A 26,913-nucleotide genomic window follows, 5' to 3' on the forward strand; every position below is an offset into this window, starting at 1 on the left:
TCACCGGCCCCCACTCCCACAAGGGAGTGGGGATTAGGGGCAATGGGGAGGTGAGGGGTGTGAGGAGAATAGCTATCAACCACTAAGCATTAACCAGTAACCCTAACAATAACTTTATTTAAGAATTAGATTTTTAAAAAAATAAATAAGTCCAGGGCTTTTAGTTGTTCTGGATTTTTTTTCGTAGGATAATAATTTCAGCTTTACAACCGTTAAAACACTGATATTTCCACACCATGAACTAGTTGTTAATGGTGGTAGTTTTACTGTTTAAAAATTTAAAAATATGAAGTTTTTACAATTTAGATTGTATCACAAAGGAAGTTTAAAGTTAGCCTTTGTCAGTCTCAACTGCTTATTATTTTTCTCTCCTTTTGCAAAAATACAAGCACAAATTATAAAGGAATCTACATCAGTAAATAACTTCAATTATTCCTTTATCCAACTAACAAAAAAACAAGTTTGTCCATCTGCACAATTACTACCGAAGCGAATTTTTGAGACAGCTAAATATTATGTTTATATTTGCAGGGGAGACGAAAAAAACTCTCTAGGTTATTACGTACAAATTTATAAAAATAGTAGTAGTAAAATTATTATTCCCGTCAGTAATCAAGTAGGTGAAGCTTACTTTGCTAAAAATACTGGGGTAATATATACTGTTACACCCTATGAATTAGTAGTAACTAAACTCACTAAACGTAGTAGTGTTGTTTTAAGAGAAAAAGTTAATAGTGCGATCGCAGCTGATGGTCAATCTTTAGTGAAGGGTTGTCCTGAAGGTAATACTTCCTTTGTAGAAGCTGCAACCAAAAACTATATTGTGTATATTTGTGGTAGAGAAACGCCAGATACTTATATAGCTGTGACTAAGAATGGAACTAATATAATTACTCTGCCATTACAGCTAAACTACAACTCCTCTGCGAAAGCAGAAGATAGTGAATATGTTGCGATTAAAGGTAAAACTCGTTATCTTCTCAACCGGAAAATGCTTAAGGTTTCTCGTGAGGGACGCAATTTAGTTAAGGAAAAAATTTTATATTGGTATTAAGGAGATAAAGGAAAAAATTCATATTGATTTGCAAACTTATGACTTGGTTTAATTTTCACCAAAATAATATCATTCTTGTTTTGAATATGGCGATCGCCTGATTGTAAAAACTGGATTTTACCAGTCGCGCCAATGGCAGAAAATTTGGGATTTCGCAAGACTTTTTGCAGTCCATCACGAGTTTTACTTTGCTGTAAACCATTAACTATGGCTACAGTTGCATCATAACTTGTAGCAGAACGCCAAGTTACTAAACTTCTCCAAAGTTTGCGGGAGTTTTTAGCAAATTCACTTTCAAAATTACTCCTAGCTTCCCAAGGCACAGCTAACACTAAATTATTAATATCAGCTTTTCCTTGTTGGAGAGTTTGTAAGGTATATAGTGAAGTACTGGCAAATAATGTGAGTCTGCCTTGATTGGCTTTAGCTAAATCTAAAGCTTTACTAATTCTATCAATATGGGGAGCTAAAAATAATCCTTCAGCACCATTACTAATTGCATCTGCAATAATTTTAGGAGGATCAAAATCTGGTGCAGAAAAATCACACCTAATATTCACAATATTTCCACCATCGGCAATGGTAGCAGAAGCAAATTCATCGCGAAAAGATTGATTATCTATAGCTTTTTCATCTACACAAATAGCCAAGTTTTTTGTCCCCGCAACATTGATGGCATAGTGAGAAACAGAATCAGCAAGAAAACGGAGATTGGGAGCAGTGCGAAATATATAGGAACCACATCCCGACAATTTTAACGAAAAGCTAGTAGGAGAAATATTGACTAATTTTCCATCTTGGTAAATTCCACATGCTTTGACAGAAGCATCAGAGGCATTATGAGCAATAACTGCTAAAATTTTCTTGTGGTTGACAAAATAGTTAGCAATTTTTCTAGCAATATCAGGATTGTTATCGTCATTTGCTATTTCTATCTGTAATAAATATCCTTGAATGCCACCTTTATTATTAACTTCATCTTGAGCTTGAGCCACACCTTGCAGTATTTCTTTAGCAACATTGGGATTACTACCCAGAGGGACACTGACAGCAATTTTTAAAACTTTGCCATGACGAGCAGCAAGGGCATTTTGTAAGTATATGTGTGTTTCAGGATCATTGGGCATATTTTGCAGAGATTTTTGAAAATATGCGATCGCTACCTCATATTTCTCTGCTGCAAAAGCTTGTATACCTGCTTTTTTCTCGTTACTAGGTTGTGTATCTTGAGCTAAAATTTTATCTCCCAAGCTAATACGATTAAAAACAGAGTCTTTGAGTACAAAACTATAGTTACTAGGATTTTTGGGATCGGGTTTAACTTCCACTAACACCGCCGTACCGATGCGATCGCCCCAAGGTGAAAATTGAATAGTCCCCGTAGCGCCTTCTAAAACAAAACTACCGGATAAAGCTTGTTGGATGCCTTCTCTGGTGTTATCTTTTTGGATTAAAGCTTGAGCGATCGCATTTGTAGCATCGTAGGCATTTGCTGTGCGCCAAGTGATAGAATTTGGATCACTCCAAAGTTTATAGGCATCTTTAACAAATTTTTTATTAGCAGAAGCGTCGGTGTGCCAAGAAACAGCCATCACTAAACCGTTAACAGCTTTACCTGCTTTGAGAGTTTTTTGAGTTTGCATACTGTGACTGCCAAAGAGCATTAATTTGCCTTTATTAGCTTTAGCAACTTCTATAGCTTTATCAATTCTGTCAACATGGGGATTGAGAAATATACTATTTGCTCGCACTTTGATTGCACGTTCAATGGCGACTTCTGGCTGAAAATTCTTGGCTGACAAATCACAGTGAATATCAATTAACTGAATATCATTTTTGCTCAGTGCTGAAGCTATTGCTGGTTCATAAGACTGATCTTTTGCTTGAGAATCACGACAGATAGCAATGCGAGTTTTGCCTTCTTTTTTTGCGTACTCAGCTAAAGTTTCGGCAATCACATCATTTCTGATGACGGTTCTGTAGATATAACTCCCAGCAGACCGATTTTCGGGATTAGTTACCAATGGAGAAGTACTAGTTGGTGAAATCATCACCAATTTTCCGGCTTGATAAATATTAGCAGCAGGGACACTAGCATCACTACTGTTATGTCCGATGACTGCCAAAATATTTTTTTGATCTTGGACAAATCTGTTGGCAACCCTTTGAGCGATCGCAGGATTATTATCATCATTGACTATTTCAACTTTTAGTAACTGACTATTAATACCATCTCTACGGTTAATTTCATCTTGGGCTTGTGCTACACCCCGCAAAATTTCCTGGGCAACATCAGGATTTGTACCAATAGGAACCACAACTGCGATCGTCAATTTTTCTTGATTGCCAATCTTGGCATTATTCAAATATATTAATGATTCTGGATCATTAGGTTTTTGTTGTAAAGAAATCTTGAATTTACTAACTGCTTGATTATAATTTTTCCATGATAATGCTTGCACTCCTTGCTTTTTATATTCAGTAGAAACTGTTTTTACTAAAATTTTATCGCCATCACTAAACCGATTACGGAAATTAATTTCATCAATCCCACGCCACAAAACTGCACCAACACACCCCAGTGAAACTGTGACAATAGCTGTGCGAAAAGCCTTTTGTTTCCAGTTCAAAATTCGGGGATATTTTAGTTCCGTTGCGGCTGGATTCTGAAAAATTACAGGTAGCCAAGAAGCACAAGGATAATCTCTTTCCCACTCCTCATATAGGCGTTCCCGTGCTTGGTTTACAGACGCATATAAAGATTCGCCACTAGTAAATGCAGTCAGAAAATATTTTAAAAACTCTTGGGCAATAATATCAGGTACAGGTTCCCGCATGACAATTGTGTAAGGAATGCGTAAATCAGCTAAATTGCGTGCTAATCCCAATCCATCACAGGAGTTAAAAATTGCCAATTTTAATCCCTGTCTGACTGCATGTCTGAGAGAGTAACGTAAATTTCGTAATGATAAATAACTCTCATCAGCATTAATTTGAATTTCTCCCCAACTGTCACCTTCTTTACTGATACTATGTCCAGCAAAAAATAAAATATCCCAAGGTTGAGTTCTCAAATTGTCAATCAGTTGACGGCGTGTAGGTTCGATTAATGCCTTAACTTTTGCACCTGGTAAGTTTTTGAGAAAGTATAAATCTTGATTGAGATCAATTCCCTGGTTACTACCTAAAATTGCCAAAATTTTGACTGGTACTTTCAGTTGCTTTGTTGATGGTTCGTATTCTGAACCAATGACTATTTCTGCTTGGGGATGGCTAGTAGAAAAAAAACCCCACAAATGCCAAGGTAATCTCCGCAATAATGAATCTGAAGTCTGTAAAATAAAGCGAATATCTTCAGAATTACCAATTTGTCTTGATAATTGTCGCTCTATTTCTAAAACAGGCGCTTGATTTAGCCAGGTGTTGAAACTATCTTGAAATGCTTTAGCAGCTTGATTACAAGCATCTTTACTAGAAAAGTTTGTAATCTGATTTTTAGGAATAATAATCAACCAATTTGCTGGCAATTTTTCATAAATAGATTGCCATGTAGTGTACGTTGTCGGAACTTCTGGTGCAGGTGGTAATCTACCAGAAATCTCAGCAATATGACGCTTACCAGCCTCACCAATTCTCACTTTGACAGGAAATCCCCTCTCAAAAGAACCCTCTCCTATTTCAAAAATAACTAGTTTAACCTGCTTAACCACATTTACCACCACTTGATAACTTAATGTTTAACATCAATTCATGGCTAGAAATCACCACTCAATAGCTAACGAATAATCCATCGGTGTGCATCTGGGTTCGATTAAAAAATGAATCTGTTTTTCCTTAAATCAGTAAATGGCGATCGCATCAATGAAGGTGTGAAAAACGAACACCGATTAACACCGATTAACACCGATGAAAATCTATCTGTGTCTATCTGTGTGATCTGTGTTTGATAAAAAATGATTTCTATACAAGTTCCAATAATTCATATCTAGATGATAAAATTTTCTGTAATCATTGCATCATTTAAACCAACCCTAACTCGAAATCTCTCACCAAATTCCGCACAAAATTTTAATTGAATATAATCATCTTCTTCTCTAGCTTGAACTTCTAAAAATGCTTGTCCATCCTCATATAATCCTGCTAATTGTAAACCTAATGGTAAATAAGCATTATTCATAGGATAAACCCGTAATAGCACAGCAACTGTTTGATCTGGTTTTGGTAAAACTGCTACCATCAAAGCTACAGCGCTACCATCTAACTGCATTCCCAAATCCATAATGCGTCTAGCAGTCACAGCAGGGTGGTTCGGTTGAAGAGTCCACAAAATTTCCGCAAGAGTCCAACGTGTTTCTTCATCTTCAGTAGTTTTGATTAAATGAACTAAAATATCCAGAAGTTCTGAGGAAATGTTACTATTATTATTTACCTCTATTTTTTCACAACGATTATTAAATTTTTTGGACAATAATTTGGATGGTAAACCTTTTTGCCAACTATGATTGGGGTAAAATTGCTCAATAATTTGCCAAACAATATCTTGTGATTCTAATTTCAATCCTCTGACACGTTTAATAGAGCGAAAAGCAAATTGAGGTTTTCTTTTACGAGTAAATTCTTCAACTGTTTGCCACTCAGTTGTGTAAATATTTTCTAGCCATGCTCTTAAAGAAATTAGATGCGATCGCTCAATTAATTCATCCAATGAATGTAACTGGTTAATATCAATTTCTGCGGCGGTAACATGAGGCAAAAATCCCCAGATTTTACCTTCCTTACAAGTTTGATTAATTTCGACAACCACATAACCAATGCGATCATCCCAAACTTCTGGCGGGATATAACAAACGCGATCGCCTGTGCGAATTGCTCGACATTCTAAGTGTCCTATCCCAGTTAAGACTAAATCGGCGACATCATCAATTAATCTCCGGTAAGGATGCCAACTATAGCTAGATTCTAAATCTGTAGGAATATCTAGCATTTGCAAATAGGTATTAACTACCTGGACAGCTAAAGTATTTAAATATACTTGCCTTGCTCTTGTTTGTGTTGGTTGTTCTCTGACAAATTTAAGAGCATTTTCTCGGAATTCTTCAGAAATAGGGATAGATATAGTTTGACGTTCAGTTAAGTAATTCATAGTTGTAGATTCAAATTTCAAAAAACTATTAATCAAGATAGCCTTGGGATTTACAAAATTCTTCTAGCAAAGGTAGGCATTTTTTTTGATAGAAATTGCTGAGAGTCGGGATAGGAACACCAAAATCTTGGGATAAAACTTTCCAAGCAACTTCCAAAAGAAAACGGCGTTCAATCATAACTTGACAATTAACATCCGGGCGATCGCTAATATGAATACGCCGTAATCTACTGGTTTCATTTGTAAGCCATTCCCGAATTTCTTTGAGCATAGGTGATGGTTCTGGTGGTGCGGGAATAATATCTAAAGGATCTATTGCTTCACCATTTTCTCCTGTGAAGGGATTAATTCTTCTGTTTCTCTCTTGTTTATTTCTCTGACTAATTTCTTTAATACGATAATACAAGTAACCATTTAACCAGCTAATCACACAACCTTGTTTGGGATCATAAGGATTCCTAGCAGTAGTTGCTTCACAGAGATTTTGGCAAAAATATATCCAGGTTTTCTGAAAAGCTTCCTCTACATCAGGTACACCTGTACATCGCAAAAGTCTACCCGATTTTTGAATCAGACAAATAATTTGATTCAGTTTCCTTTTGCGTTCTAAACTACCTCTGGGATGCTGACAAGCTTCTTGAACAAGTTGGAGGATTTGCGCGTTGAATTCATCCATACTGTAAAGAATTAGTTAACTTTTAACAGTCTTGGCTCAACCTACTGCTACAGTTTCTAAGGGCGTTTATCCAGATTTGATTTCACTTCCGGAATCAGAATTTTCCCGTCACCCTTGAATTCATTAATCGCCTTACTAACATCGATACCAGTAGTCTGGCGTAACTGTTCTAAGAAAGATGCGAATTTTGGCACATTACCACCATTAGCAGCATCAATAACAGTCAAATTTTCTACCTCCACTTGCGGAACTCCCGCAGCCATCATTTTCAACAATGGTTCCAACTTCTGGAACAGGAATATTTCTCGCGCCGCCGCACCAGCATTTTGCCAAGATTCAGCCAAACGCTGTGTACCTGCGGCTTGGGCTTTACCATCTTCGATAATTCTGGCTGCATCGCCCTTGGCTTTGGCGATCGCTTGCTGACATGCGGCTGCGGCTGGCGCAATCACATCAGCTTGCAACTGCTTTTCCACCTGTTTGATACGTTCAGTTTGTACCGCCACCTCTGCTTGTACCCGCGCAATTTCTGCATTGACTACCGCTTCCACTTCCGCCACCATCGCCGTGCGCTTTGTCAGTGCATCTCTAACTCTGCGTTCCGCTTCCGCCTTCGCCACCTCCAAATCGCGTGCAATTTGCCTTAACTTAGTAATGCGATCGTTTTCCGAACTTTTAATAATCGCCTCCGCCTTAGCTTGCGCTTCCGCTATGCGCGCATCTCGTAATAACTCCGCCTGCTGCTTACGTCCAATTGAATCTAAATAACGTACCTCATCAGAAATATTTTTAATTTGCAAATTATCCAAAACCAATCCCAACTTTTCTAAATCATCCTCCGCCTCTTCCAACAAAGTTTTCGCAAAAGCAATCTTATCTTCATTCACTTGTTCCGGTGTGAGATTCGCCAATACCCCCCGCAAATTTCCTTCCAATGTTTCCTTGGCTAACTGTTCAATATCTTTGCGAGTTTTACCCAACAAGCGTTCGATCGCATTGTAAATAATTGGTTCTTCGCCAGCAATTTTAATATTCGCCACCCCTTCTACCGTCAAAGGAATACCACCTTTAGAAAAGGCATTTACCACCCGCAATTCAATAATCATATTCGTTAAATCCATGCGGAAAGTCTTTTCAATCAGGGGGATTTGAATTCCACTACCGCCTTTTACCAAACGGTATCCTACCGAATTGCTATCACCTGTAGAAGTGCGACTACCAGCAAAAATCAACACCTCACTTGGCTGACAAATATAGTACAAATTGCGAATCACCCACCAACCAGCAGCAGTACCAGTACCAAAAATTCCGAGTAGTAAAGCTATGATTTCCATGATATTTTTCCTCGAATAAGTAAACGGCGATGGGAGGAATGAAATTGGAAAAAGCGAACACAGATGCACACCGATACACACCGATGATTGCAGGGGAATTGTTCGTTGGTGGTTGAGGGTTATGAGTACTAAATTCAGATTCAGAGGGCAAAATCTATCTGTGTGCATCGGTGTGCATCGGTGTTCGATTAAAAAATTAATTATTTTGCTGATTTAAAGTCCCTGTCACATCAATACCCAAAGTCCGATTCACATTCTCTAAATACTGCAACACAATCTCTGGATAAACATTTACCAAACTAGCCAAAGATTTACCATCACCGTTGTCAATCACATTCACTTTATCGATTTGAATTCGCTGGGGAATTTGCACAGCTTCTTGTAATACCATTTCGATTTGTTGAATTAAGAACAACTTGCCAGCCTCAGTTCCTGTTTGCTGCCAAACCTGGGAAAGAATATCGTTGACTAAGGCTGCTGCTTTCGCATTTTCTTCCAAAGCGGCGGCTTCACCTCTGGCATGAAGTTCTTGGGCTTGAGATTGGGCGAGGGCTGGTAAAACTGTGTCTGCTTCCAAACGCAGACGTTCTAATTCAGCCCGTAGTGCTTGCAGTGCTTGTTCGGCTTTGGCTTTCTTCTCTTGGGCTGCGGCTTTGGTAATTTCTTCTTCGGAACGGGCTTTCTGTTCTAACTTGGCTTTGATTTTACGCAGTTCGTTTTCTTTTTCCAGAACAATGATTCTGTCTTGGGTTTTGGCAACTTGGGCGTGTTCCTCACATTGGGCTTCCACTTGTTCGGCTTGGGCGATCGCATCTGATTCGGCAATTTCTGCATCTCTGAGAATTAAGGCTATTTGCTTGCGTCCCAAGGATTTGAGATAATCGACATCATCAGACACACTTTGAATTTTCAAAGTATCGAGTTGTAATCCCAGTTTCGCTAAATCACGACTGACATCAGAGGCGATACGTTCAGCAAAACTTAGTCTATCTTCGTTGAGTTCTTCGGGTGTGAGGGTAGCCACAACACCCCGTAAATATCCTTCTAAAGTTTCGCGAGAAACACGCGCCAATTCTGAGCGATCGCGATCTAAAAAACGTTCGATCGCATTACCCACCACTGCCGCATCAGTGGAAATTTTCACGTTAGCGATCGCTTGAATATTTAAAGGCGTTCCTCCCTTGGCGTAGGCATTCCGCACCTCTACCCGCACAGGCATTGTCGTTACATCCATGCGTTTGACAGTTTCCACAATCGGAATCCGGATCGCACGTCCACCTACCAATACCCGATAACCTACTTGTTGTCCATCCTGATTTCGCCACTTACGCCCCGAAAGAATCAAAACTTCATTCGGCTTGCAAATGCACAAAAACGACTTTAAAAACCAGACAATAACAACAGCGCCAAAAATAGAAGCAGCAATCGGAAGGCTAGTAAATAGTAATCCTTCCATCCCATTATCTTTATTTGTTGTGACAGGCCGATCAGCTGGAATTTGCCCGACTTGTACAGTTGCAATATTTTTCATAACTCAGTTAGTAGTTAGTAGTTAGTAGTTAGTGGTTAGTAGTTAGTGGTTAGTAGTTGGTAGTTAATAGCTATTCTCCCCACACTCCTCACACTCCCCATCTCCCCATCTCCCCATCTCCCCACTGCCCCTAATCCCCACCCTCACACCCCCACCACCCACACCTTATTACCCTTCATCCTCACAACAACAACGCGATCGCCTTGGTGAAATTGTTGAGTTTCATCGGTGAGGGCGACAAAATCTACTAAGGAACCTTTGAGATTGACACGGATTTTTCCGGGGCTTTTGCGGTTGAGAGGAATTTCCACAGTTCCGTAACAACCGACGATATTATCCGTGCGTACAAGGCTATCGATTGCGAGGCGTTGGCGTTGCAAAAAAATTAGTCCAACTATGAACACACCAGCCAAAATTCCTAAGGCGATTGCAATACCAGTAATTATCAGGATGGAATTTTTCATATTAACCACCACAGCCGCCACAACCACCACCACAACCACCACCACAGCCACCACCGCAACCGCCACCACAACCACTACCAACACTACTGCTAACATCACCACTACTAGTACTTGGTGGTACGAGGGCTTGTTTTAAATCTGCTAAAGAACCTACTAAAACTGCACTACCAAACAAAGCAACACCAAATGCAATGTCAGATGAGCTAGGGGAGTAAGATGAGCGATAGTAATTGAGGGTGCGATCGCCAAATCGAGTACGGTGTGGCTTAGGCAATAGCAAGAACGCAAGAATAGCCGTCATAATGCACATTCCAATTAAGAAACCTACAGGTTTCCCTCGGGAAAGCCCCACAAAGATTTTGCTGATTCCCAACAAAAGTACTGCTAAGACGGGTATTGCAGTCGCAATTTGAATTATCTTCGCTTGGCGATCGCTAACCAGCAAACCTTGGTTTTCCAAGTTTCGCCTAATTGAATTTGTTGCAGATATGGCTCTTTTGCGGATAGTTTCAATAGGAGCATAATTCGTACCACTGACACTTTCCTCAGTAATTGCTTCTGCGATTGATTTCTCTAAAGGATGACTATTGGCACAAAGAGTATTTTCCAACTGCAAAGTACGACTTGTGGCCGAAACTGTGAGATATTTGTCTTGCACAAGTTTAGCGATCGCAGCATCTACTGCCCTATAGGCACCACTAGCCAAATATGCTAATTCATAACCATTGAGAGAGCCAGATTCACTACGTGGATTATTAGCAGATATACTTAAAAACCAACGTAAACTTCTAGCTATGACAAAAGTAATAATTACCGTCAAAAAGTAAAACCAGAGGAAATCAGGGCCGCTTAAATTCAGGGGATTGGTAATAGAAGCTGCTAACAAAGGCTTATTATTTGCTACTAATAATCCCAAAGAAAATAGTGGTAGCCAAATTAACGATAAATTTCCTGTCGGGCGCAGTGAAAAACGAGCTATATTTATCTTTGGCAACTTCACTAATTTTTTCGGTAAAACCCAGTTTTCCTGAGTATTCACCCGCACAAAATGCGTATCACGATTAAAACGAATATGCGGCAATGGCCAAATATCTAGCGGTGGAGTTTGCCCAAAAAAACGCTCGTAACTTGCCAAAGTTTTGATATACAAATCTTGGAATTTACCAAGTTCCACACTACCACCCTGACTAGGATTATGATGCAGTGGTGTTTGTAAAACTTTTGCACAAAATTCTTCCCAATAAGAATGTGTATAACTTAAGTGCAGATGCCAAACTTGATCGACTTGTTCTGATGGAACCACCGTATGTCCAGCAACTACCGCTAAAAAAGCAAACTTTTTATACTCCTCAATTGCCCGTTTTGTATATTCGGCACTCCAACCATTTTCTTTAGCTAGCTTTCTGCTGAAAGGATAAACAGCATTATTTTCATCTAAAGAAAACTCTTGAATTCGTGTGTATAATTTTGCTTGTTCAATGTTCATCATTGCCTGTCACCCACTATTCACAGGACTCTCCTAGTGGTTAGCCTTGCTTCTATAGGTTCTTCAGTTGGGACAGGAAAAATTTATTCTTGTGTTTACATAAATTTACAATCAGGCGATAGTCAAGCCCAATTTATATAGATTCTTATCTTGAATTGAATTCCTAGCGAATTTTCCATAGAAAAACTCTGCGTACCTCTATCTTGAAAGTAACCTCACCCCGTCAAGAGAGGACACCCCTCTCCTTAGCAAGGAGAGGGGCAAGGGGTGAGGTTTTTCATGGCAAAGTTCGTGAAACTTGTTTCATCGGGACTGCGTTTAAAAACGCTAGCTTTTAACAACGAACAGCCTTGATTTGTGCATAACTAACTTAATCTTTGCCCATATCTTAAATAGAAGAGTTCGCTTGATATATCCTTTTATATATATATTTATTTAAATTTTGACCCTGAAAGCTTTATTTCAGGGCTGTTTGCTTCTATTTTGAAGCATTTTCTTTCGTGGGAAACATCTACTGGAATTTTAGGTAAAGCTGATGCAACAGCAAAAAGCTCGTCGTAAACGGGGTGTAATCCTTACTCCCAAAGGCTGGGAGAGATTTCAAGCTGCCAAAATTCAAGCTGAGTTTGAGGAGAATGCTGGAGACGATTTTACTTTAGAAGAGTTGAGCGATCGCACCCGTTTAGCTCTCCACACTATCTCTAGAATTTTGGCACGCTTGGAACCTGTAGATAAAAGTTCCTTGCAGGCCGCCTTTACGGCTTTTGGTTTGGAGTTATCTCCAAACGATTATACCCGACCTACCTCGACCTTAGAGGAACTAGAAACTCGACAAGCAAATCCTCAGTATGATTGGGCAGAAGCACCGAATGTATCTGTGTTTTTTGGTCGCAGTGAAGAATTATTGCAGCTATGACAGTGGATATTAGAAGAACGCTGTCGTTTAGTTGGACTTATAGGAATTGGTGGTATTGGCAAAAGCACCTTAGCGGTGAAGTTGGGGCTACAAATTCAAAGCGAATTTGAAGTAGTGGTATGGCGCAGCCTGCAAAATGCACCACCAGTAGAGGAACAAATAACCAACATCCTGCAATCTTTGCTGTCGGGGTTGCGAAAGGAGATGGCGATCGCCGAAAGCTTTGATAGCAAACTAGCAAAGCTGATGGAATGTTTGCAATCAAACCGATGTCTGCTGATATTAGACAATGTTGAAACAATTCTCGCTGGTAATCAAGCAGGGCAATGTCGTCCTGGCTATGAGGGATATGATCAATTACTCAAGCGCGTTGGCGAAGTACGCCATAATAGTTACTGTCACCAGACATCGTCTACATTAATTCATCTTTAAATACTTTAAAATTAAAACACCCTAGATAAAAGGAAAAAGTATGATTAGTTTTAGCCCTTCAACAAGTTCTAATAGTGATGCTTCTAAGCTAACTTATACTGTGCTAGTTGAAAGTGAGCCAGATGGTAGATTTAGTGCAGTTGTGCTAGGTTTATCAGACTGTAAAAGCTCTGGCAAAACTGAAAATGAAGCTCTAGAAAACTTACAGCAGCTTTTACAAAAACGTTTACAGAATTCAAGAATAGTTACTTTAGAAATAGATTCTCCCCAAACAGATAATCCTTGGCTCAAGGTAGCTGGAATGTATAAAGATAATCCACTTTTTGATGAGGTACTAGCTGATATAAAAGCAGAACGCAGTAAAGTTGATACACAAATGGAGGAATACTATCAACGAATTGATGCAGAGGATGAGGTAAAGTGATAGTTGTTTGGGTGCTAGATACTGACCATTTATCACTTTTTCAAAGAGAACATCCAATTGTTACACAGCGTCTCAACCAAATTAATTTTGTTAATACAGCCATCACAGTTGTGACATTGGAAGAACAAATGAAAGGATGGCTGAATGTAATTAATAAGTATAACGATCAACCTTCCCAATCTGAAAAACTGATACTGGCTTACAAAGGATTAAGGGATGGTGTGGAATACCTTAACAAGCTCAAATTACTTGACTTTGACCATTCTGCTTACAATATTTATCAAGAATTAGTTCGTCAGAGAATTCGTATAGGTACGAGAGATTTACGCATTGCTGCTATTACTTTGTCCATAAACGGTATTTTGGTTACACGCAATACTAAATATTTTACCAAAGTGCCTAATTTATTAATGGAAGATTGGACAATACCTTAAAGCGATCGCCCCTATCAACCCCATCACCAAAAATACGATCGCTTTTGCTCCCATCATCAGAAATGCGATCACCTAAATTAACCCCATTACCAAAAGTGCGATCGCTTATTTAACACAGTTGCTTAGAATGCGATCGCCAAGGCGATCGCTTCTTCTTCTGTTCTCCTCTCAACTGTTAAGTCTGGCATTCCCACAACAGATGCAACAAAGTGGCTTTCGGATCGACTCCTAACAAATATCTGATATTGCATCGTTCCTACCTCTAGATTCTTTGTACTATTAATTATATTTAGACTGAAAATGCGTCCGCGTAGCGACTCCTAATGCCTCCGGCACGCTTGCGCGAACGGAGCATCGCCCATATCAACCCCATCATCAGAAGTGCGATCGCTTGCGAAAATAAGCTAACTTGAGAACAGTCTCTAAACCGCGATCACAATATAGCTTTAGCAGAATTTGATGCCTACACAAGATTTAAAGCAATGGCTGCAACTGGCGATCCAGAAGAAGGCTTAAGAATACTAGCTAAACTTGATACTCTATTGTGAAATATGCAGAATCGGTTAGTAGTAGCTGGTTAATTAGAAATTATGAATGCGTTTAAGATGAAAACAACATACTTTCAGGAGATTGGCTTTTATGACATTTATCTCCCAAAAAACCCTCACTAAAGAAGATTTTCTCTCCCAATATCAAGATAATCCCCGCTATGAATTAGCAGACGGAGAACTAATTGACATGGAACCTACAGGCCCTCACGAAACAGTGAGTGGCAAACTTGCAACTCAAATTGGTATACACCTTGTTGCAGAACAACTCCCCTGGTTTATTCCTCGTACTTGTTTAATTTACCCCTTTGCAGATGCAGCTACAGTTCGTCGTCCTGACATTGTAGTGCTTGATGAAACCGTTCTTGATCGCGAACCTCTTTGGGAACGAGAACCTGTAATTACCCAGGGACGCTCTATGAAACTGGTGGTTGAAGTTGTTAGTACCAACTGGGAAACCGACTATGCTCGGAAGGTAGAAGAGTATGCACTTTTAGGCATTCCTGAATATTGGATTGTGGATTATCGAGGATTAGGTGGAGTCGCATTTATTGGTAAACCTAAACAACCTACCTTCACTATCTGTCAACTAGTTGAAGACATTTATACTCAACAACAATATCGATTAAATCAATTAATTAACTCACCGCTTTTGCCCCATCTTCAACTTCGCTTAGATGATATTTTGCCTCGTTGAGTGTTAAGTGTAGAAGAAAATTGACAAGCGATCGCCTACATCAACCCCATCAACAAAAGTGCGATCACCTGGATGAGAACCTGTCATTACGCACTTTGCGATCGCTTTGAGTAACCGTAACACTACTAATGGCGACGAGTTGTATGCAATCAACTCAGTTTTGAAACTATTAGATGATTTTGTAAGTTTCTGGTAGTTAAGGAATCAGTAATACCACAATCAAAACCAACCACAATCTGTTGTGGTATATGGTCTATATACATTCGGAACAATATTTTTTTGACCAGCAAACTTCCTTCCGTAATAACCATCATCAAAACCACGTGCAAATTCACCACCAGCTGTGCGTGGCTTGTACTCTTTCCCCTCTTTAGCATTCTCACGTCCTTGGCGATATCCATCAGCGTAAGCTTGGGGATGATAGGCTGGATCTTCATCAACAAGCCAATGGGTAATCGGATAACAATAGTTCAATGGATAAAAAGGATAGGCATCATGATAGCGGTAGCGTCGATGAGCTTGAGCTGGTTGATCATTGAGGAGAAAACTAGTAGCGGTCATTAAAGCTACTAGACTTGTCATAATTATCTTTTTCATAATATTAGTCTCCAGAGTTATAAAACTCCTGGTACTTTTAAGATATCGATAAGAAGATTTAATTGCCATCACCTGTTAGGGTGAGCAAAACAATTTTTGATTTAGAAATAGTCAATTTATCTAACTGTTTCCACACAGCTTCTCATTACTCATCTAATGTCTGGAAACATTTCATTCTTGGTACTACTTCCGCAACTCAGCAATATTTACTTTTGATGACGCGAATGATGAATTCTTATTATCCAAAACTCACAAATGTAAAAAGTTTAGACACAAAAAAGCTGCTTAAATGACAAAGTATGCTCGTAAAATGTCAATAAGCAGCAAAATTGTGATGAATCAATATAAAAATAGGGCGGGTAGGCAGCCGTCCTTAATGCTTAAAAGAGAAATTTTTCATATAAACCCACGCCACACTGCAAATGCAGTTGGCGTCGGGAGTATATTATGCTTGTCGTGAGTAGTACTCAACTACAAGCAGTTCGTTAATACTTAGTGCTACCCATTCACGTTCAATGACACCATTGACTTTACCTTCCATCTTGTTTTTGTCAAATTCAAGATGACTGGGAAGGTTAGCTAAACCGGGATATTGTAAGTTAGTTTCCACTAGCTTCCGGGATGCTTCTCTATTTCTTACAGCAATAACTTCTCCCGGACGACACTGGTAACTGGGAATATTTACAACGCGACCGTTGACTGTGACATGGCCGTGGTTTACCAACTGGCGTGCTGCTGGGATAGTTGGAGCCATACCCAAGCGGAAAACCGTATTATCCAAGCGCATTTCTAGCAATTGCAGTAGCACTTGTCCGGTAGAACCAGTTACACGTCTGGCTTTCCGTACGTATCGTAGTAGTTGCTTTTCTGTCAAACCGTAGTTGAAACGGAGTTTTTGTTTTTCTTCAAGACGGATAGCGTATTCAGAGCGCTTCTTACGGTTCTGACCGTGTTGACCGGGAGGATAAGAGCGTCTGGCGCTCTTACGAGTTAGTCCTGGCAATTCACCCAGGCGACGTGTAATTCTTAGTCGTGGTCCTCTGTATCGGGACATGAGCTTCCTAATCTAATCCTAATTTCAACTGTTACCCAGACATATCATTTTGACATTCCCTGCCCAAAAGTGCTAGAGATTCTTGGTTTACAGAACCACGTTTTAACAGTTCTCAGTTAACAGTTCTCAGTTATCAGGTATTGATTACTGTTTACTGATTTAAATGAAGTTGCTTCTGTTTCCAAGCTTTTACTCTGATTGCTCCAGAGTCAGTTCCGGCGTGTCTCGCCGTACTGTACTTGTTGTTTCAAGCTTTTAGTTGCGATCGCGCGACTTACCGTTAGTCACTGCTTGAGTTTCAAGCCTCATACGGTAGCGCTAAATGCCAGCAGCCAGGACATTTTCGCTAACTCCACAAGATATTATACAAGTAATTAGGCGTGATTGGTGATCAAAAAGAATTTTAGATTTTAGATTTTGGATTTGAGATTGAAATCCAAAATTTCTTGTCCTCCTTGTCTGTCCCTATTCAAAGCTTCCTGCCAAAATAGGTGAGAACAAACTTTGAAGATGAGATAGCATAACTTTGCGTGACTGGAGTAGAACGGAAATGTCTTTCAAGAAAAATGGTAACTATTTATACAGAAGTATGCTAAAAGCTAAACAAAGATTGAGTGCTGGGATAGCCGCACCAGCATTGGTTGTGATCGGATGGTTAGGAATGACTTTTTTACCTAGTACAAGTGCGATCGCTGTTACCACAGGTGATTACAGGGCGTGTGCCTTTCGACTCCTAAAGGCAGGCATCACTGCGGACGCAGCAGCAAGCGCATGTGCAAGGGCATTGCGTCCGAGAGATTTGTCCTCTTGTGTAGCTGAAATTGAAGATGAGACAGAAATAGCTGCGGTAGAAGCACTATCTACCTGTATACGGGCATGGCGTCCTGAAGATGTAGGCGCGTGTGTAGTTGGCATCAGTAAAAATACTGAAGAAGGAAACCAAGTTCTAGATAAACAGTTATTGAACAGAACAATTTTAAGTAATTGCGGTCTGAGTTTGTTACCAAGGCGCTATGCTCAATGCGTTGTGGGTTTACGATTGCAAATTGACAATTTAGCGCCTACTCAAGCCATAAATACCTGTATTGATGCCAGCAATTACGTTAGTGAGTATTTACCTACTTTTATACCTGCTAATAGAACAGATAACACGATTTTTCAGCCTTCTTTTCAAACTCAACCAATTCCTAACAACCAGATTCCCAACAACCAGATTCCCAACAACCAGATTCCTAATAACCAAAACAGTCAATGAAGGAAGATGGGGAAAGGGTAAAAGGAATCCTATATAAAAAAATAGGGGCTTTATACCTTGTGGGGGAAAGTTCTTTGGGCAGCTTTAATTAGGTAAAAAGCAAAGGTTAAAGAGAAAGCACTCATAAAAATTCTTTTTCCCCTTCCCCTTCTTCTTTATACCCCTTATCCTTTAATAAAGCTGGAGTTAAAATCCTCATCTAAAGATTTTTGGACTCTTGACCCTTGACTTTGTGTAGCGATTTAATACGTTTTACTTGTTGTTGAAACTCTGCTCCTTTTTCTGGATTCACCATTGCGACAAAATTAGCAAAGCCAGTAATAGTAGCAATTAAATTCGGAGAATTCCCCCAATGTTTACCTTCTAAACCATCTTTTTCAATTTGGTATAAAGTAGCACGAAATTGTTTTAATACTTTCTTAGAAATATTGAGCTTATTATTAACTACAACTCCTGTAACTTCCTGCTGACGAGATTTGCGAAGAATGCGGGTTTTTTCTTGGTTGATCGTAAAACCCTCATGAGTCACAATTGATTCTGTTTGTTTGAGAATATTACAGATGTAACGCTGACTATCACCAACCGCAGAAAAGGTGAGGTCATCGGCGTAACGAGTGTAAGTAAATCCGAAATTTTCTGCCATTGCAGTTAATCTGCGGTCTAAACGACGACACAAAAGGTTAGTAATTACCGGACTTGCTGGTGAACCTTGGGGAAGATGTCTTTCCCCCAGTGCAACATAATATGTCTTGCCATCTAGGTCTAATTCTTCAACTTCGGCGGCGGTACACAGCAAACCAAAAATTGTCGCAGCTGCTTCTGAATAACCAAAAGATTGAAAAAGTCCTTTGACGCGCTTGTAACAAATGGAAGGAAAAAAGTCTTTGAGGTCAAAGTTAATAATGACATCAGCACCAACATGAGGAGTGGCGTTAGTAACAATAGAACGTTGGGCGCAAAAACCGTGAGCAGCGTCGTGAACTGTTATTTTTTTGAGAATATTTTCTAAAATCCAATGCTGTGTTTGTTTTAAACTAGGCATGGGTGCTGAGATCAGCCGTTCTCCCCCAGTTTTTTTCGGCATTTTGAAGCGAATGTAGTGAGAGACAGTAGAGGTTTTGCGGTCAAATGCCAAAAATCGTAGTTTACCGATGCTAATTCCCATTGCTGCGGCTATTTGTTCAGCAGTGTTGAGTATTGGTAAACCGTAGCTTTGTAATCGTTCTGCGTTAGCTTGGGTATGATTTAACCCAGCCGATACTCCTTCACCAAGATAAATTATTTCCTGTTGCTTTTTTTGTTTCCATGCTTCGGCACGTTCTAGGCGTTCCTGTTCCTGGCGTTCTTTTGTTTCTTGGCGCTTGCGCCGCGACTCCTCCAAACGTTGCTTAAGCATTTGCTTTCGCAGCGCTTGTTCATTTTTTAAGCGCCCACTTTCCCGGCGCAATTGGTCAAGTTCCCGACGAATTTCCCCGACGCGGCGAATTTCATCTGCTGGATCTTCCGGTAGACTACCTTGGGCAGGCCAAAAACCGTAGCGGATCATCTCTTCGAGGATGAATTCGTCTCTGCCCATTTTACGGATGCGATCGTATAGTTCTTCGCGAGTACGGGGTTGGTCGGTCATGTCGATTTTGGATTTTGGATTGTGGATTGTGGATTGTGGATTGGAAGTTTGCTAGGTATTACTAATCACCATGCTTAAGATCATATCCTCAGTCTATTTGCAATTTTCTGAATTCGAGTAGATTCAAGGACAAAGTTATTCACCAATCCCCGATCCCCGATCCCCCAAATTTGTTGCAACTCTTAATGTTTTATCCCTCTACTGTCACGCCATGCCTTGGTAGACTGATTTTTAATACACAAAATGCATTATTCTGTCTGTTGCACCGCCTGAAAGCAAAAACCTTGGCTTTCTAGGGCATTGAACAATAAAAAACACAAGAGCAATCACAACATGGTAGATTCCCTAAAAAAACCAGGTTTTGAAGAATTGCGTCCAGGAATTAAAGTCCCGGCAAAAGAAACCCTGTTAACACCCCGGTTTTACACCACAGACTTTGATGCGATGGCGCAGATGGATATCTCCGTCAACGAAGATGAATTAAGAGCCATCCTAGAAGAGTTCCGCGCTGACTACAACCGCCATCACTTTGTTCGGGATGCGGAGTTTGAACAATCCTGGGATCATATTGACGGGGATACTCGCCGCTTATTTGTTGAATTTTTAGAGCGTTCTTGTACAGCAGAATTTTCTGGCTTTTTGCTATACAAAGAACTCAGCCGCCGCCTCAAGGACAAAAGCCCTGTTTTGGCAGAGTGTTTCGCCCTGATGTCGCGGGATGAAGCGCGTCATGCTGGTTTCTTGAATAAAGCATTGGCAGATTTTAATCTGTCTCTAGATTTAGGATTTTTGACAAAGAGCAAAAATTACACCTACTTCCAGCCGAAATTTATCTTCTACGCGACTTATCTTTCGGAAAAGATTGGTTACTGGCGCTATATCACTATTTATCGTCATCTGGAAGCACATCCGGAGGATCGAATTTATCCTATTTTCCGGTGGTTTGAAAACTGGTGTCAGGATGAAAACCGTCATGGGGATTTCTTTGATGCTGTGATGAAAGCGCAGCCACAAATATTAAATGACTGGAAGGCGCGGTTGTGGTGTCGGTTCTTCTTGTTGTCAGTGTTTGCGACAATGTATCTCAACGATATTCAGCGTCAAGACTTCTACGCTTCTATTGGGTTGGATGCGCGTGAATATGACAAATATGTGATTGAGAAGACAAATGAAACTGCTGGACGGGTGTTCCCAGTAATGCTGGATGTCAATAATCCGGAGTTTTATGATCGCTTGGAAATTTGTGTTCAGAATAACGAGAAATTGACAGCGATCGCCAATTCTAACACTCCTAAGTTTTTACAGTTCTTCCAAAAGCTACCTTATTACATTTCCAATGGTTGGCAAACTCTGCGCTTGTATTTCATGAAACCTATTGACGCAACTGTTGCTGAAGGTACTGTGCGCTAAGTTCTCTAGGTTTTGCTAAAAATTAAGTGGTTCTGCTGAAAGCAGGGCCACTTTTTTATTAACCGCCATGACGCCATAGACGCGTCAGCGGCTTCTGTATAGGACACCAAGGAATGAGAGGCCAGTTGTCTATTTTTTGTTTTGGATTGGGTATGAGTTTGCTTTTGGTAGCTAACCCTGGTTGGTGTGAAACTTCTAGTAATTCTGCCCAGGATTTGGATTTAAGTCCAGAGGTGATTAAAAAGAGTCCTGTTTTGCAGCGCTGGCGACGGGAAGTACCGAATGTTTTGGAGGAAATTCAGAATGATCCCAGTTTTCGTACTAAGGTACGGCTAGGCTATTCTGGGGAACAGGGAGGGGGAATAATTTTTGGTGTAGAAGATGTATTTATCGGTCGGAGTGGTTTGACGGTGAGTGCTGAGTATGAGTCAGCATTCAACGGTAAGTATGAGTCTTATGGTGGTAATTTATATTATTATCTACGTCCTTTAGGTAGCTATGTTAACTTTGCACCCTTGGTAGGATATCAGAATTTACAAACTAATGATTATTCTACAGATGGGGTGAATGTAGGTATCAAGTTGTTATTGGTATTATCTCGTGGTGGTGCGGCAGATATTTCTGTAACTCAAAGTTGGGTTTCTCCCGGTAGTGAAGAAGAAGTGGGTTTAACAACGGCTGCAATTGGTTATGCGATCACTCGTAATCTACGCTTATCTACTGGTTTTAAGCAACAGACTTCACGGCAATATCAAGATAGTAGTGTAGGAGTAGTTTTAGAGTGGATGCCATAATGTCAAGGGTTAAGCGTTAGTGGTTAGTGGTTAGTTGTTGGTAGTTGGTTGTTCACTACTCCTCACACTCCCTACACCCCTCACACCCCTCACACTCCCCACCTCATTAACCTTGGTAACTTTCTAAATCCTTGACTGGTGGCCCGTGCAACACTTTGCCATCATAGTCATAACGTCCACCGTGACAGGGACAGTCCCAACTTTTTTCGGCGCTGTTCCAGTTGACAATACAACCGAGATGGGTGCATGTAGCCGAAATTGTGTGAAGTTGTCCCTGTTGATCGCGGTAGGCAGCTATCTTTTTACCATCAATTGTCAGTAGCTTAGCTTCATCTTTTGCTACTGCTGCCAAAGAAGAATCATCAAGTCCCTTGAGGCGATCGCCTACCCAATGAAATCCTACCTCTAGGTTATTCTTGAGTGATTCGGTAGTTAAAAATGGAGTTGTACGCGTAGAATCGTAGAGTTTTAACCAATGATTGTCTATTCCTAAAATTAAATCTGAAAGCAACATTCCTGCTAGTGTACCTTTGCTCATACCCCAAAGGCTAAATCCTGTTGCTACGTAGACATTCTTACTAAAGGGGGTAAGTTTACCAATATAAGGTAGCTGATCAAAAGACACCATATCCTGTGTAGACCAGCGATACTCAAATTGCTCGACTCTAAAACGGGAACGAGCATAAGTTTCTAGTTTTTGGTAACGTTCTTCGGTTTTGGTAACAGTACCAACTTTATGTCCACCGCCACCGACTAATAACAGCAATCCACCATCACCAGCAGGAGTTGTCCGAATTGAATGATAGTCGCTGCCAGTACCAATATACATTCCTTCTGGCGCTCTTGCTGGGTCTATGCGAGCAGCAATAATATAGGAACGCTTGGGATAAGTCTTAGCAAAAAATAGTCCTTGATTGAGAATAGGTAAATTAGTAGATACTATTACATTTTGTGCTTTGACAGTTCCTGTCGCTGTTACTACCTGACAGGGAGTACCTTCTTCGACGTTTTCTACGCGGGTATTTTCAAATATATAACTGCCATTACCATCAATTAATTTTGCAAGATGCAGCAAATATTTACGAGCATGAAATTGAGCTTGGTTATCAAATTTAATAGCTCCAGCAATAGAAAATGGTAAAGAAGTTTCTGTCACAAAGGAAGCTGGCAATCCTAAATTAACTGCTGCTTCTACTTCTTTTTTGATGTCATCTAAATTCTCTGCTGTTTCTGCAAAGGTATAAGCACTTCTACGACTAAAATCACAATTGATATTTTCTTCTTCTACAAATTGTGCTACTCTTTCAATAGCAGCTTGATTAGAATCTGCATAAATTTGTGTTTTTTGATCACCAATTTCCTTAATCAATTGCGCGTAAATTAATTGGTGAAGTGAAGTAATTTTTGCTGTTGTATGTCCACTGACACCCGTTGCAATCTGTTGCGAATCAAGGATAGCCACAGTTTTTCCGGCACGCTTGAGGAGCATACCAGCTGTGATTCCCACAATACCTCCCCCCACTATTGCCACATCAACCGATATGTCATGCGTGAGAGATGGAAAATGAGACATAGAAAGAGTTGAAGCAATCCAATATGAGATTGCTTTTCCAGGTAATTGAGACATGATTACTTCAAGACAAATGTGTAAATTATTTATATATTTCTAAATATATAAATAATTTATGAAAATTTTCATCCCTCAAGAGGTAAACAGCTTAGTCATAAATTTATCTATCAGAAGGAAGAAGTAATATCATATCCGTTTGGACACTTGTATTATCTATTGAGTTGGGTAATTAGTAATATCAAGTTCGGCTAATTGCTTATATTATGCTTCGCTGTAGATCATTGGTTTTTCCCATTACCAATTACCAGCCCACACAACAATATAAGTATTCAAGCGAACATGATATAATTGGTTTTTCCCATTATCAATTACCGACCTTCACAGATATAATATCAAGTTCGCATGATTACTTACAATTCCCTTTTACCTCACCCCGCCTTCGGCACCCCTGTTCTTGCTAAGGAGAGGGGATGGGAGGGTCCCCTCTGGGGAACTCGGGGCCCCCACTCCCTTAGGGGAGTGGGGATTAGGGGTGAAGGGGCTGTTCTTGTGAGGTTTTTTATTCTAAGTGATTAACCGAACTTGATATAAGCTATCAAACTTGTACTATGTGAAAATGGTCAAATAGAAAAATGATTTTCTACTTGACCACCAACACTCAACTAACAAGGAATGATTCAGAAAATATTGTTTTTTACTTGGCGTAGTTATTAACCGCTTTAGGTTTTTGGTTTGACAACTGTAGCTTTAACATTCACAGCTGTTACACCTTTGATTTCCTTAGCTAAACGTTCAATTTTAGCTAGCTCTTGTTCATTTGTTACTGTTCCGGAAACGGTGACAACACCACCCTTATCAGCCTCAACTGTTAAACTACCTCTGGGGATATTAGCCTCTAACTTAGAGCGAACTTCACTAGCAATGTTGTCTGGGTTTCTATTTTGAGCGCTACCTTCATTAAATGTATTATTTCGCTGTTCACGAGCGCGAATATCTTGATTGAGTTGTCTTCTGCGAAGTTCACTTTGGGCATCTTGTTTAGCTTCTTGAGTTTCTTGAGCCGTTGGTGTTTCTGTTTGAGATACATTAGTATTATTAGGTGCGGTCTGGCTTGTTCTAGCACCATTATCACAAGCAGCTGTAAATATTAAAAGACCACTGATTAAGAAGAAAGTTAGCTTGTTCATTTGTTTAGATTTTAATAGTAATACAAGACATGAAAAACAAAATATTTGAGTGCAAAGAGTAATTTTTCAAGGTAGGAAATAGAAAATAACAGGAAAAACTTTATTCTCAATTCTTCATTGCTAATTGTTCTGCCCAATTTCCTATTTCCTTAGTTCCTTTTACTTAGATGGTTTCCTCCCGACGGTCAATAATAATGACTTTGGGTTCCTCCACTCCTAATTCCGGTGAATAACTAGTTTGACTAGTATCGGTAACTGGTGCTGCGTGATGCGTACGGTCTATATCAGTAGCATCAAAGATGTCAAAGTCTGCAATTCCTCGACGCTTCAAAATTGCTTCTGCACGATGGATTTGCTCATCTGTGCCATCTACCATTACCAAATAGTCACCTCTGTTGAAGCGATCGCTATACAATCGCGCCCGATTTTCAGGTATTCCCAAGCCAATGAGTCCACCTGTTAGGCCGCCAGCCGCAGCACCGATCGCGCCACCTGCAACAGTTGTTGCTAAAGCTGTGGCGACAGCACCACCTGCAATTACGGGGCCTACTCCGGGAATGGCTAAGGCTCCCAAACCAACTAGTAAACCTCCCAAACCACCTAACACTCCGCCTGTGGCTGCCCCAGCTTTTGCACCTTCATCAGCTTTTGTTTGTGCAGCTAAATTTGTGGTTGCACCTGTGTTGACACCAGGAAGGCGATCGCCACTGTCCTTAGCAATCAGAGATACTTGGTTCATGGGGAATCCAGAGTCTCTCAGTTCCATGAGTGCTGCTTGTGCATCTCGAGGATGAGAAAATACGCCAATGGCTCTTTTTCTTTGCAAAGGTGCTGTACCATAGCTAGAAACTGGTGCAGGAGTAGCAACATAATCTGTTGCTGTGGGATCAAAAATCTCCCACTGTTGAATTCCGTGACGATTGAGAATGGTAGCAGCACGTTGGATATCTGCGTCAGTACCACTCACGACTACTACATAATCTCCATTATGGAAACGTTCGTTGTAGAAACGAGCGCGCTGATCTGGAAGTCTCCATCTGGTGAAATCTAAGCGATCGCTTACACTCACTCCAGGAAAACTGTCTCGTCCCAAATCCCTATTAATTAAGGATATTTGACTTAAGGGAAAGCCCGCAGCCCGTAAATCATCAATTGCGGCTTCTGCATGACGCAGATTAGAGAAGTAACCGATGGCTTGTTTGTGAGTTACATCTAAATCTCGTCCAGGGGTAGTGGTGTAATCTACTGTGGGGTCAAAAATTTCCCAATCTCGAATTCCATGACGATTGAGAATCGCAGCAGCACGTTGAATATCTGCATCTGTACCGCTAACAACCACTACATAATCTCCGTGATTGATCCGATCATGATAGAAACGACTACGATGATCTGGTAGTCTCAATCTCAGGTTGTGAATGGCATCGTCAAAGCGATCGCGTAAAGTGACACCACTAAAGCGATCGCGTCGTGACAAATCTCTGTGAATCAAGGAAATTTGACTCAAGGGGAAACCCGCAGCCCGCAAATCGTTAATTGCGGCTTCTGCATCTTCCAGACGTGAAAAGTAACCGATGGCGTGTTTGTGAGTTACACCTAAATCCCGTCCGGGGGTGGCAGTATAATTGGCTGTGCCAACAGGTATGTCATAGACCTCAAACTCTTCAATTCCCCGACGTCGGAGAATTGCTTCTGCTCTGGCAATTTCCTCATCTGTGCCATCTATGATGACTAAGTAATGCCCTCGCCCTACTCGTTCATTATAAACTCTGGCTCGTTCTTCGGGAATTCCCAAACCAATCAAAGCCCCAAGCAAACCACCTGCTACTGCACCAATTCCAGCCCCAGCTAGAGTTGTAGCTAAGGTAGTTGCAGCTGCACCAGCCAGCATAATTGGGCCAATTCCAGGGATTGCCAAAGTCCCAAGCCCAACTAATAAACCAGTCAGTCCACCTAAAACACCACCAGAAACAGCTCCAGCCGTTGCTCCTTCATCAGCTTTATTGCCAACATTCTCTGTTACTTCAGCACCGGCAATTTGATCGTTGCGATCGGCATCACGCACTACGACAGATACTCTGTCCATTGGAAAGCCAGCATCTCTCAATTCATGTAGGGCTGCTTCTGCATCACGACGATGAGAAAACACCCCTACAGCACGTCTATGTATACCTACAACCATATGATTAGTTACCACCAAAAAAATGATTTATTTTTAAATGTGAATTAAGGCATGTAACTTTATTAAGCTTATTATTGATTATTTATTCATCAATCACTTGG

26 protein-coding genes and 1 pseudogene are annotated in these 26,913 nt (G+C 40.4%); 12 read left to right on the forward strand and 15 right to left on the reverse strand.

What is annotated here, in order from left to right:
• Positions 1–286: 286 nt before the first annotated feature.
• Positions 287–1,054 carry a hypothetical protein gene (locus RS893_RS23080; protein WP_315788022.1) on the forward strand — a complete coding sequence of 256 codons (768 nt, stop codon included), beginning with the start codon at positions 287–289 and terminating at the stop codon, positions 1,052–1,054.
• On the opposite strand, the gene RS893_RS23085 is transcribed toward RS893_RS23080, so the two are convergent.
• Positions 1,051–4,764 (reverse strand): ABC transporter substrate-binding protein, encoded by a 3,714-nt coding sequence (locus RS893_RS23085; protein ID WP_315788023.1) that lies wholly within the window; start codon positions 4,762–4,764, stop codon positions 1,051–1,053. The two genes, RS893_RS23080 and RS893_RS23085, sit on opposite strands and share 4 nt — an antisense overlap.
• 108 nt (positions 4,765–4,872) lie before the next feature.
• Here RS893_RS23085 and RS893_RS23090 point away from each other — a divergent pair, with 108 nt between their 5' ends.
• Positions 4,873–5,001, forward strand: coding sequence for a hypothetical protein (locus tag RS893_RS23090; RefSeq protein ID WP_315788024.1), 129 nt, complete (start codon positions 4,873–4,875; stop codon positions 4,999–5,001).
• A gap of 38 nt (positions 5,002–5,039) precedes the next feature.
• On the opposite strand, the gene RS893_RS23095 is transcribed toward RS893_RS23090, so the two are convergent.
• The 6 genes from RS893_RS23095 to RS893_RS23120 form a co-directional block, all read right to left on the reverse strand.
• Positions 5,040–6,197: a DUF1822 family protein gene (locus RS893_RS23095; RefSeq protein ID WP_315788025.1), complete on the reverse strand. Its 1,158-nt coding sequence runs from the start codon at positions 6,195–6,197 to the stop codon at positions 5,040–5,042.
• 28 nt (positions 6,198–6,225) lie between these two features.
• On the reverse strand, positions 6,226–6,873 hold the full coding sequence (locus RS893_RS23100; RefSeq protein WP_315788026.1) for a sigma-70 family RNA polymerase sigma factor: 648 nt from the start codon (positions 6,871–6,873) through the stop codon (positions 6,226–6,228).
• Between the two features lie 56 nt (positions 6,874–6,929).
• Positions 6,930–8,207, reverse strand: coding sequence for a flotillin family protein (locus RS893_RS23105; protein ID WP_315788027.1), 1,278 nt, complete (start codon positions 8,205–8,207; stop codon positions 6,930–6,932).
• Between the two features lie 196 nt (positions 8,208–8,403).
• The gene (locus RS893_RS23110) at positions 8,404–9,738 is read right to left on the reverse strand and encodes a flotillin family protein (protein ID WP_315788028.1); all 1,335 of its coding nucleotides are present in this window, start codon (positions 9,736–9,738) and stop codon (positions 8,404–8,406) included.
• A gap of 143 nt (positions 9,739–9,881) precedes the next feature.
• The gene (locus RS893_RS23115; protein WP_315788029.1) at positions 9,882–10,268 is read right to left on the reverse strand and encodes an NfeD family protein; all 387 of its coding nucleotides are present in this window, start codon (positions 10,266–10,268) and stop codon (positions 9,882–9,884) included.
• Complete coding sequence (locus RS893_RS23120; protein WP_315788030.1) at positions 10,204–11,691, reverse strand: TIGR04222 domain-containing membrane protein; 1,488 nt, start codon at positions 11,689–11,691, stop codon at positions 10,204–10,206. Before RS893_RS23120 ends, RS893_RS23115 begins: the two co-directional genes overlap by 65 nt.
• A 532-nt stretch (positions 11,692–12,223) precedes the next feature.
• Here RS893_RS23120 and RS893_RS23125 point away from each other — a divergent pair.
• From RS893_RS23125 to RS893_RS23145, 5 genes are read left to right on the forward strand one after another with little or no spacing between them, the layout of a single operon-like run.
• A complete protein-coding gene (locus RS893_RS23125; RefSeq protein WP_315788031.1) occupies positions 12,224–12,604 on the forward strand; it encodes a hypothetical protein in 381 nt (126 codons plus the stop codon).
• Positions 12,605–12,610: 6 nt separating this feature from the next.
• Complete coding sequence (locus RS893_RS23130; RefSeq protein WP_396336472.1) at positions 12,611–13,036, forward strand: NB-ARC domain-containing protein; 426 nt, start codon at positions 12,611–12,613, stop codon at positions 13,034–13,036.
• A 40-nt stretch (positions 13,037–13,076) separates the two neighbouring features.
• Positions 13,077–13,460, forward strand: a complete 384-nt coding sequence (locus RS893_RS23135) for a type II toxin-antitoxin system HicB family antitoxin (protein ID WP_315788032.1) — start codon at positions 13,077–13,079, stop codon at positions 13,458–13,460.
• Positions 13,457–13,894: a type II toxin-antitoxin system VapC family toxin gene (locus RS893_RS23140; protein ID WP_315788033.1), complete on the forward strand. Its 438-nt coding sequence runs from the start codon at positions 13,457–13,459 to the stop codon at positions 13,892–13,894. The genes RS893_RS23135 and RS893_RS23140 overlap by 4 nt, the downstream gene beginning before the upstream one ends.
• Positions 13,879–14,007, forward strand: coding sequence for a hypothetical protein (locus RS893_RS23145; protein ID WP_315788034.1), 129 nt, complete (start codon positions 13,879–13,881; stop codon positions 14,005–14,007). Before RS893_RS23140 ends, RS893_RS23145 begins: the two co-directional genes overlap by 16 nt.
• A gap of 9 nt (positions 14,008–14,016) precedes the next feature.
• On the opposite strand, the gene RS893_RS23150 is transcribed toward RS893_RS23145, so the two are convergent.
• Positions 14,017–14,145 (reverse strand): hypothetical protein, encoded by a 129-nt coding sequence (locus RS893_RS23150; protein ID WP_315788035.1) that lies wholly within the window; start codon positions 14,143–14,145, stop codon positions 14,017–14,019.
• Positions 14,146–14,334: 189 nt separating this feature from the next.
• Here RS893_RS23150 and RS893_RS23155 point away from each other — a divergent pair.
• Together RS893_RS23155 and RS893_RS23160 are read left to right on the forward strand one after the other, a co-directional pair.
• Positions 14,335–14,442, forward strand: a pseudogene (locus RS893_RS23155) (toxin-antitoxin system HicB family antitoxin); the annotation flags it as partial.
• Positions 14,443–14,533: 91 nt separating this feature from the next.
• On the forward strand, positions 14,534–15,139 hold the full coding sequence (locus RS893_RS23160; RefSeq protein WP_315788036.1) for a Uma2 family endonuclease: 606 nt from the start codon (positions 14,534–14,536) through the stop codon (positions 15,137–15,139).
• A 3-nt stretch (positions 15,140–15,142) separates the two neighbouring features.
• Here RS893_RS23160 and RS893_RS23165 read toward each other — a convergent pair whose 3' ends face one another.
• The 3 genes from RS893_RS23165 to rpsD form a co-directional block, all read right to left on the reverse strand.
• On the reverse strand, positions 15,143–15,292 hold the full coding sequence (locus tag RS893_RS23165) for a hypothetical protein (RefSeq protein ID WP_315788037.1): 150 nt from the start codon (positions 15,290–15,292) through the stop codon (positions 15,143–15,145).
• 66 nt (positions 15,293–15,358) lie between these two features.
• Positions 15,359–15,736: a hypothetical protein gene (locus RS893_RS23170; protein WP_315788038.1), complete on the reverse strand. Its 378-nt coding sequence runs from the start codon at positions 15,734–15,736 to the stop codon at positions 15,359–15,361.
• A gap of 445 nt (positions 15,737–16,181) precedes the next feature.
• Positions 16,182–16,790: a 30S ribosomal protein S4 gene (gene rpsD / locus RS893_RS23175; protein ID WP_315788039.1), complete on the reverse strand. Its 609-nt coding sequence runs from the start codon at positions 16,788–16,790 to the stop codon at positions 16,182–16,184.
• Positions 16,791–17,340: 550 nt separating this feature from the next.
• Between rpsD and RS893_RS23180 the strand changes: the two genes are divergently transcribed.
• Complete coding sequence (locus RS893_RS23180; protein WP_315788040.1) at positions 17,341–18,045, forward strand: hypothetical protein; 705 nt, start codon at positions 17,341–17,343, stop codon at positions 18,043–18,045.
• 199 nt (positions 18,046–18,244) lie between these two features.
• On the opposite strand, the gene RS893_RS23185 is transcribed toward RS893_RS23180, so the two are convergent.
• Positions 18,245–19,672 carry a reverse transcriptase family protein gene (locus RS893_RS23185; protein WP_315788041.1) on the reverse strand — a complete coding sequence of 476 codons (1,428 nt, stop codon included), beginning with the start codon at positions 19,670–19,672 and terminating at the stop codon, positions 18,245–18,247.
• Between the two features lie 333 nt (positions 19,673–20,005).
• Here RS893_RS23185 and acsF point away from each other — a divergent pair, with 333 nt between their 5' ends.
• Together acsF and RS893_RS23195 are read left to right on the forward strand one after the other, a co-directional pair.
• On the forward strand, positions 20,006–21,082 hold the full coding sequence (acsF, locus tag RS893_RS23190) for a magnesium-protoporphyrin IX monomethyl ester (oxidative) cyclase (RefSeq protein WP_315788042.1): 1,077 nt from the start codon (positions 20,006–20,008) through the stop codon (positions 21,080–21,082).
• A gap of 113 nt (positions 21,083–21,195) precedes the next feature.
• Positions 21,196–21,876, forward strand: a complete 681-nt coding sequence (locus tag RS893_RS23195) for a hypothetical protein (protein WP_315788043.1) — start codon at positions 21,196–21,198, stop codon at positions 21,874–21,876.
• Positions 21,877–21,982: 106 nt separating this feature from the next.
• Here the strand turns inward: RS893_RS23195 and RS893_RS23200 are convergent, their stop codons facing one another.
• The 3 genes from RS893_RS23200 to RS893_RS23210 form a co-directional block, all read right to left on the reverse strand.
• The gene (locus tag RS893_RS23200) at positions 21,983–23,503 is read right to left on the reverse strand and encodes an FAD-dependent oxidoreductase (RefSeq protein WP_315788044.1); all 1,521 of its coding nucleotides are present in this window, start codon (positions 23,501–23,503) and stop codon (positions 21,983–21,985) included.
• A 662-nt stretch (positions 23,504–24,165) separates the two neighbouring features.
• The gene (locus RS893_RS23205) at positions 24,166–24,633 is read right to left on the reverse strand and encodes a BON domain-containing protein (RefSeq protein WP_315788045.1); all 468 of its coding nucleotides are present in this window, start codon (positions 24,631–24,633) and stop codon (positions 24,166–24,168) included.
• Positions 24,634–24,796: 163 nt separating this feature from the next.
• Complete coding sequence (locus RS893_RS23210; protein ID WP_315788046.1) at positions 24,797–26,812, reverse strand: general stress protein; 2,016 nt, start codon at positions 26,810–26,812, stop codon at positions 24,797–24,799.
• Positions 26,813–26,913: the final 101 nt, after the last annotated feature.

The sequence above is a fragment of the Fischerella sp. JS2 genome (genome assembly GCF_032393985.1).
GTDB lineage: Bacteria > Cyanobacteriota > Cyanobacteriia > Cyanobacteriales > Nostocaceae > Fischerella.

Excerpts from the sequence above, each read along its gene's own strand:
- acsF (WP_315788042.1), top strand. The coding sequence starts at position 20,006 with ATGGTAGATTCCCTAAAAAAACCAGGTTTTGAAGAATTGCGTCCAGGA.
- RS893_RS23205 (WP_315788045.1), bottom strand. The coding sequence starts at position 24,633 with ATGAACAAGCTAACTTTCTTCTTAATCAGTGGTCTTTTAATATTTACA.
- RS893_RS23210 (WP_315788046.1), bottom strand. The coding sequence starts at position 26,812 with ATGGTTGTAGGTATACATAGACGTGCTGTAGGGGTGTTTTCTCATCGT.
- RS893_RS23080 (WP_315788022.1), top strand. The coding sequence starts at position 287 with ATGAAGTTTTTACAATTTAGATTGTATCACAAAGGAAGTTTAAAGTTA.
- RS893_RS23150 (WP_315788035.1), bottom strand. The coding sequence starts at position 14,145 with ATGCAATATCAGATATTTGTTAGGAGTCGATCCGAAAGCCACTTTGTT.
- RS893_RS23120 (WP_315788030.1), bottom strand. The coding sequence starts at position 11,691 with ATGATGAACATTGAACAAGCAAAATTATACACACGAATTCAAGAGTTT.
- RS893_RS23090 (WP_315788024.1), top strand. The coding sequence starts at position 4,873 with ATGAATCTGTTTTTCCTTAAATCAGTAAATGGCGATCGCATCAATGAA.
- RS893_RS23135 (WP_315788032.1), top strand. The coding sequence starts at position 13,077 with ATGATTAGTTTTAGCCCTTCAACAAGTTCTAATAGTGATGCTTCTAAG.
- rpsD (WP_315788039.1), bottom strand. The coding sequence starts at position 16,790 with ATGTCCCGATACAGAGGACCACGACTAAGAATTACACGTCGCCTGGGT.
- RS893_RS23170 (WP_315788038.1), bottom strand. The coding sequence starts at position 15,736 with ATGAAAAAGATAATTATGACAAGTCTAGTAGCTTTAATGACCGCTACT.
- RS893_RS23125 (WP_315788031.1), top strand. The coding sequence starts at position 12,224 with ATGCAACAGCAAAAAGCTCGTCGTAAACGGGGTGTAATCCTTACTCCC.
- RS893_RS23110 (WP_315788028.1), bottom strand. The coding sequence starts at position 9,738 with ATGAAAAATATTGCAACTGTACAAGTCGGGCAAATTCCAGCTGATCGG.
- RS893_RS23160 (WP_315788036.1), top strand. The coding sequence starts at position 14,534 with ATGACATTTATCTCCCAAAAAACCCTCACTAAAGAAGATTTTCTCTCC.
- RS893_RS23095 (WP_315788025.1), bottom strand. The coding sequence starts at position 6,197 with ATGAATTACTTAACTGAACGTCAAACTATATCTATCCCTATTTCTGAA.
- RS893_RS23185 (WP_315788041.1), bottom strand. The coding sequence starts at position 19,672 with ATGACCGACCAACCCCGTACTCGCGAAGAACTATACGATCGCATCCGT.
- RS893_RS23195 (WP_315788043.1), top strand. The coding sequence starts at position 21,196 with ATGAGAGGCCAGTTGTCTATTTTTTGTTTTGGATTGGGTATGAGTTTG.
- RS893_RS23105 (WP_315788027.1), bottom strand. The coding sequence starts at position 8,207 with ATGGAAATCATAGCTTTACTACTCGGAATTTTTGGTACTGGTACTGCT.
- RS893_RS23200 (WP_315788044.1), bottom strand. The coding sequence starts at position 23,503 with ATGTCTCAATTACCTGGAAAAGCAATCTCATATTGGATTGCTTCAACT.
- RS893_RS23180 (WP_315788040.1), top strand. The coding sequence starts at position 17,341 with ATGTCTTTCAAGAAAAATGGTAACTATTTATACAGAAGTATGCTAAAA.
- RS893_RS23100 (WP_315788026.1), bottom strand. The coding sequence starts at position 6,873 with ATGGATGAATTCAACGCGCAAATCCTCCAACTTGTTCAAGAAGCTTGT.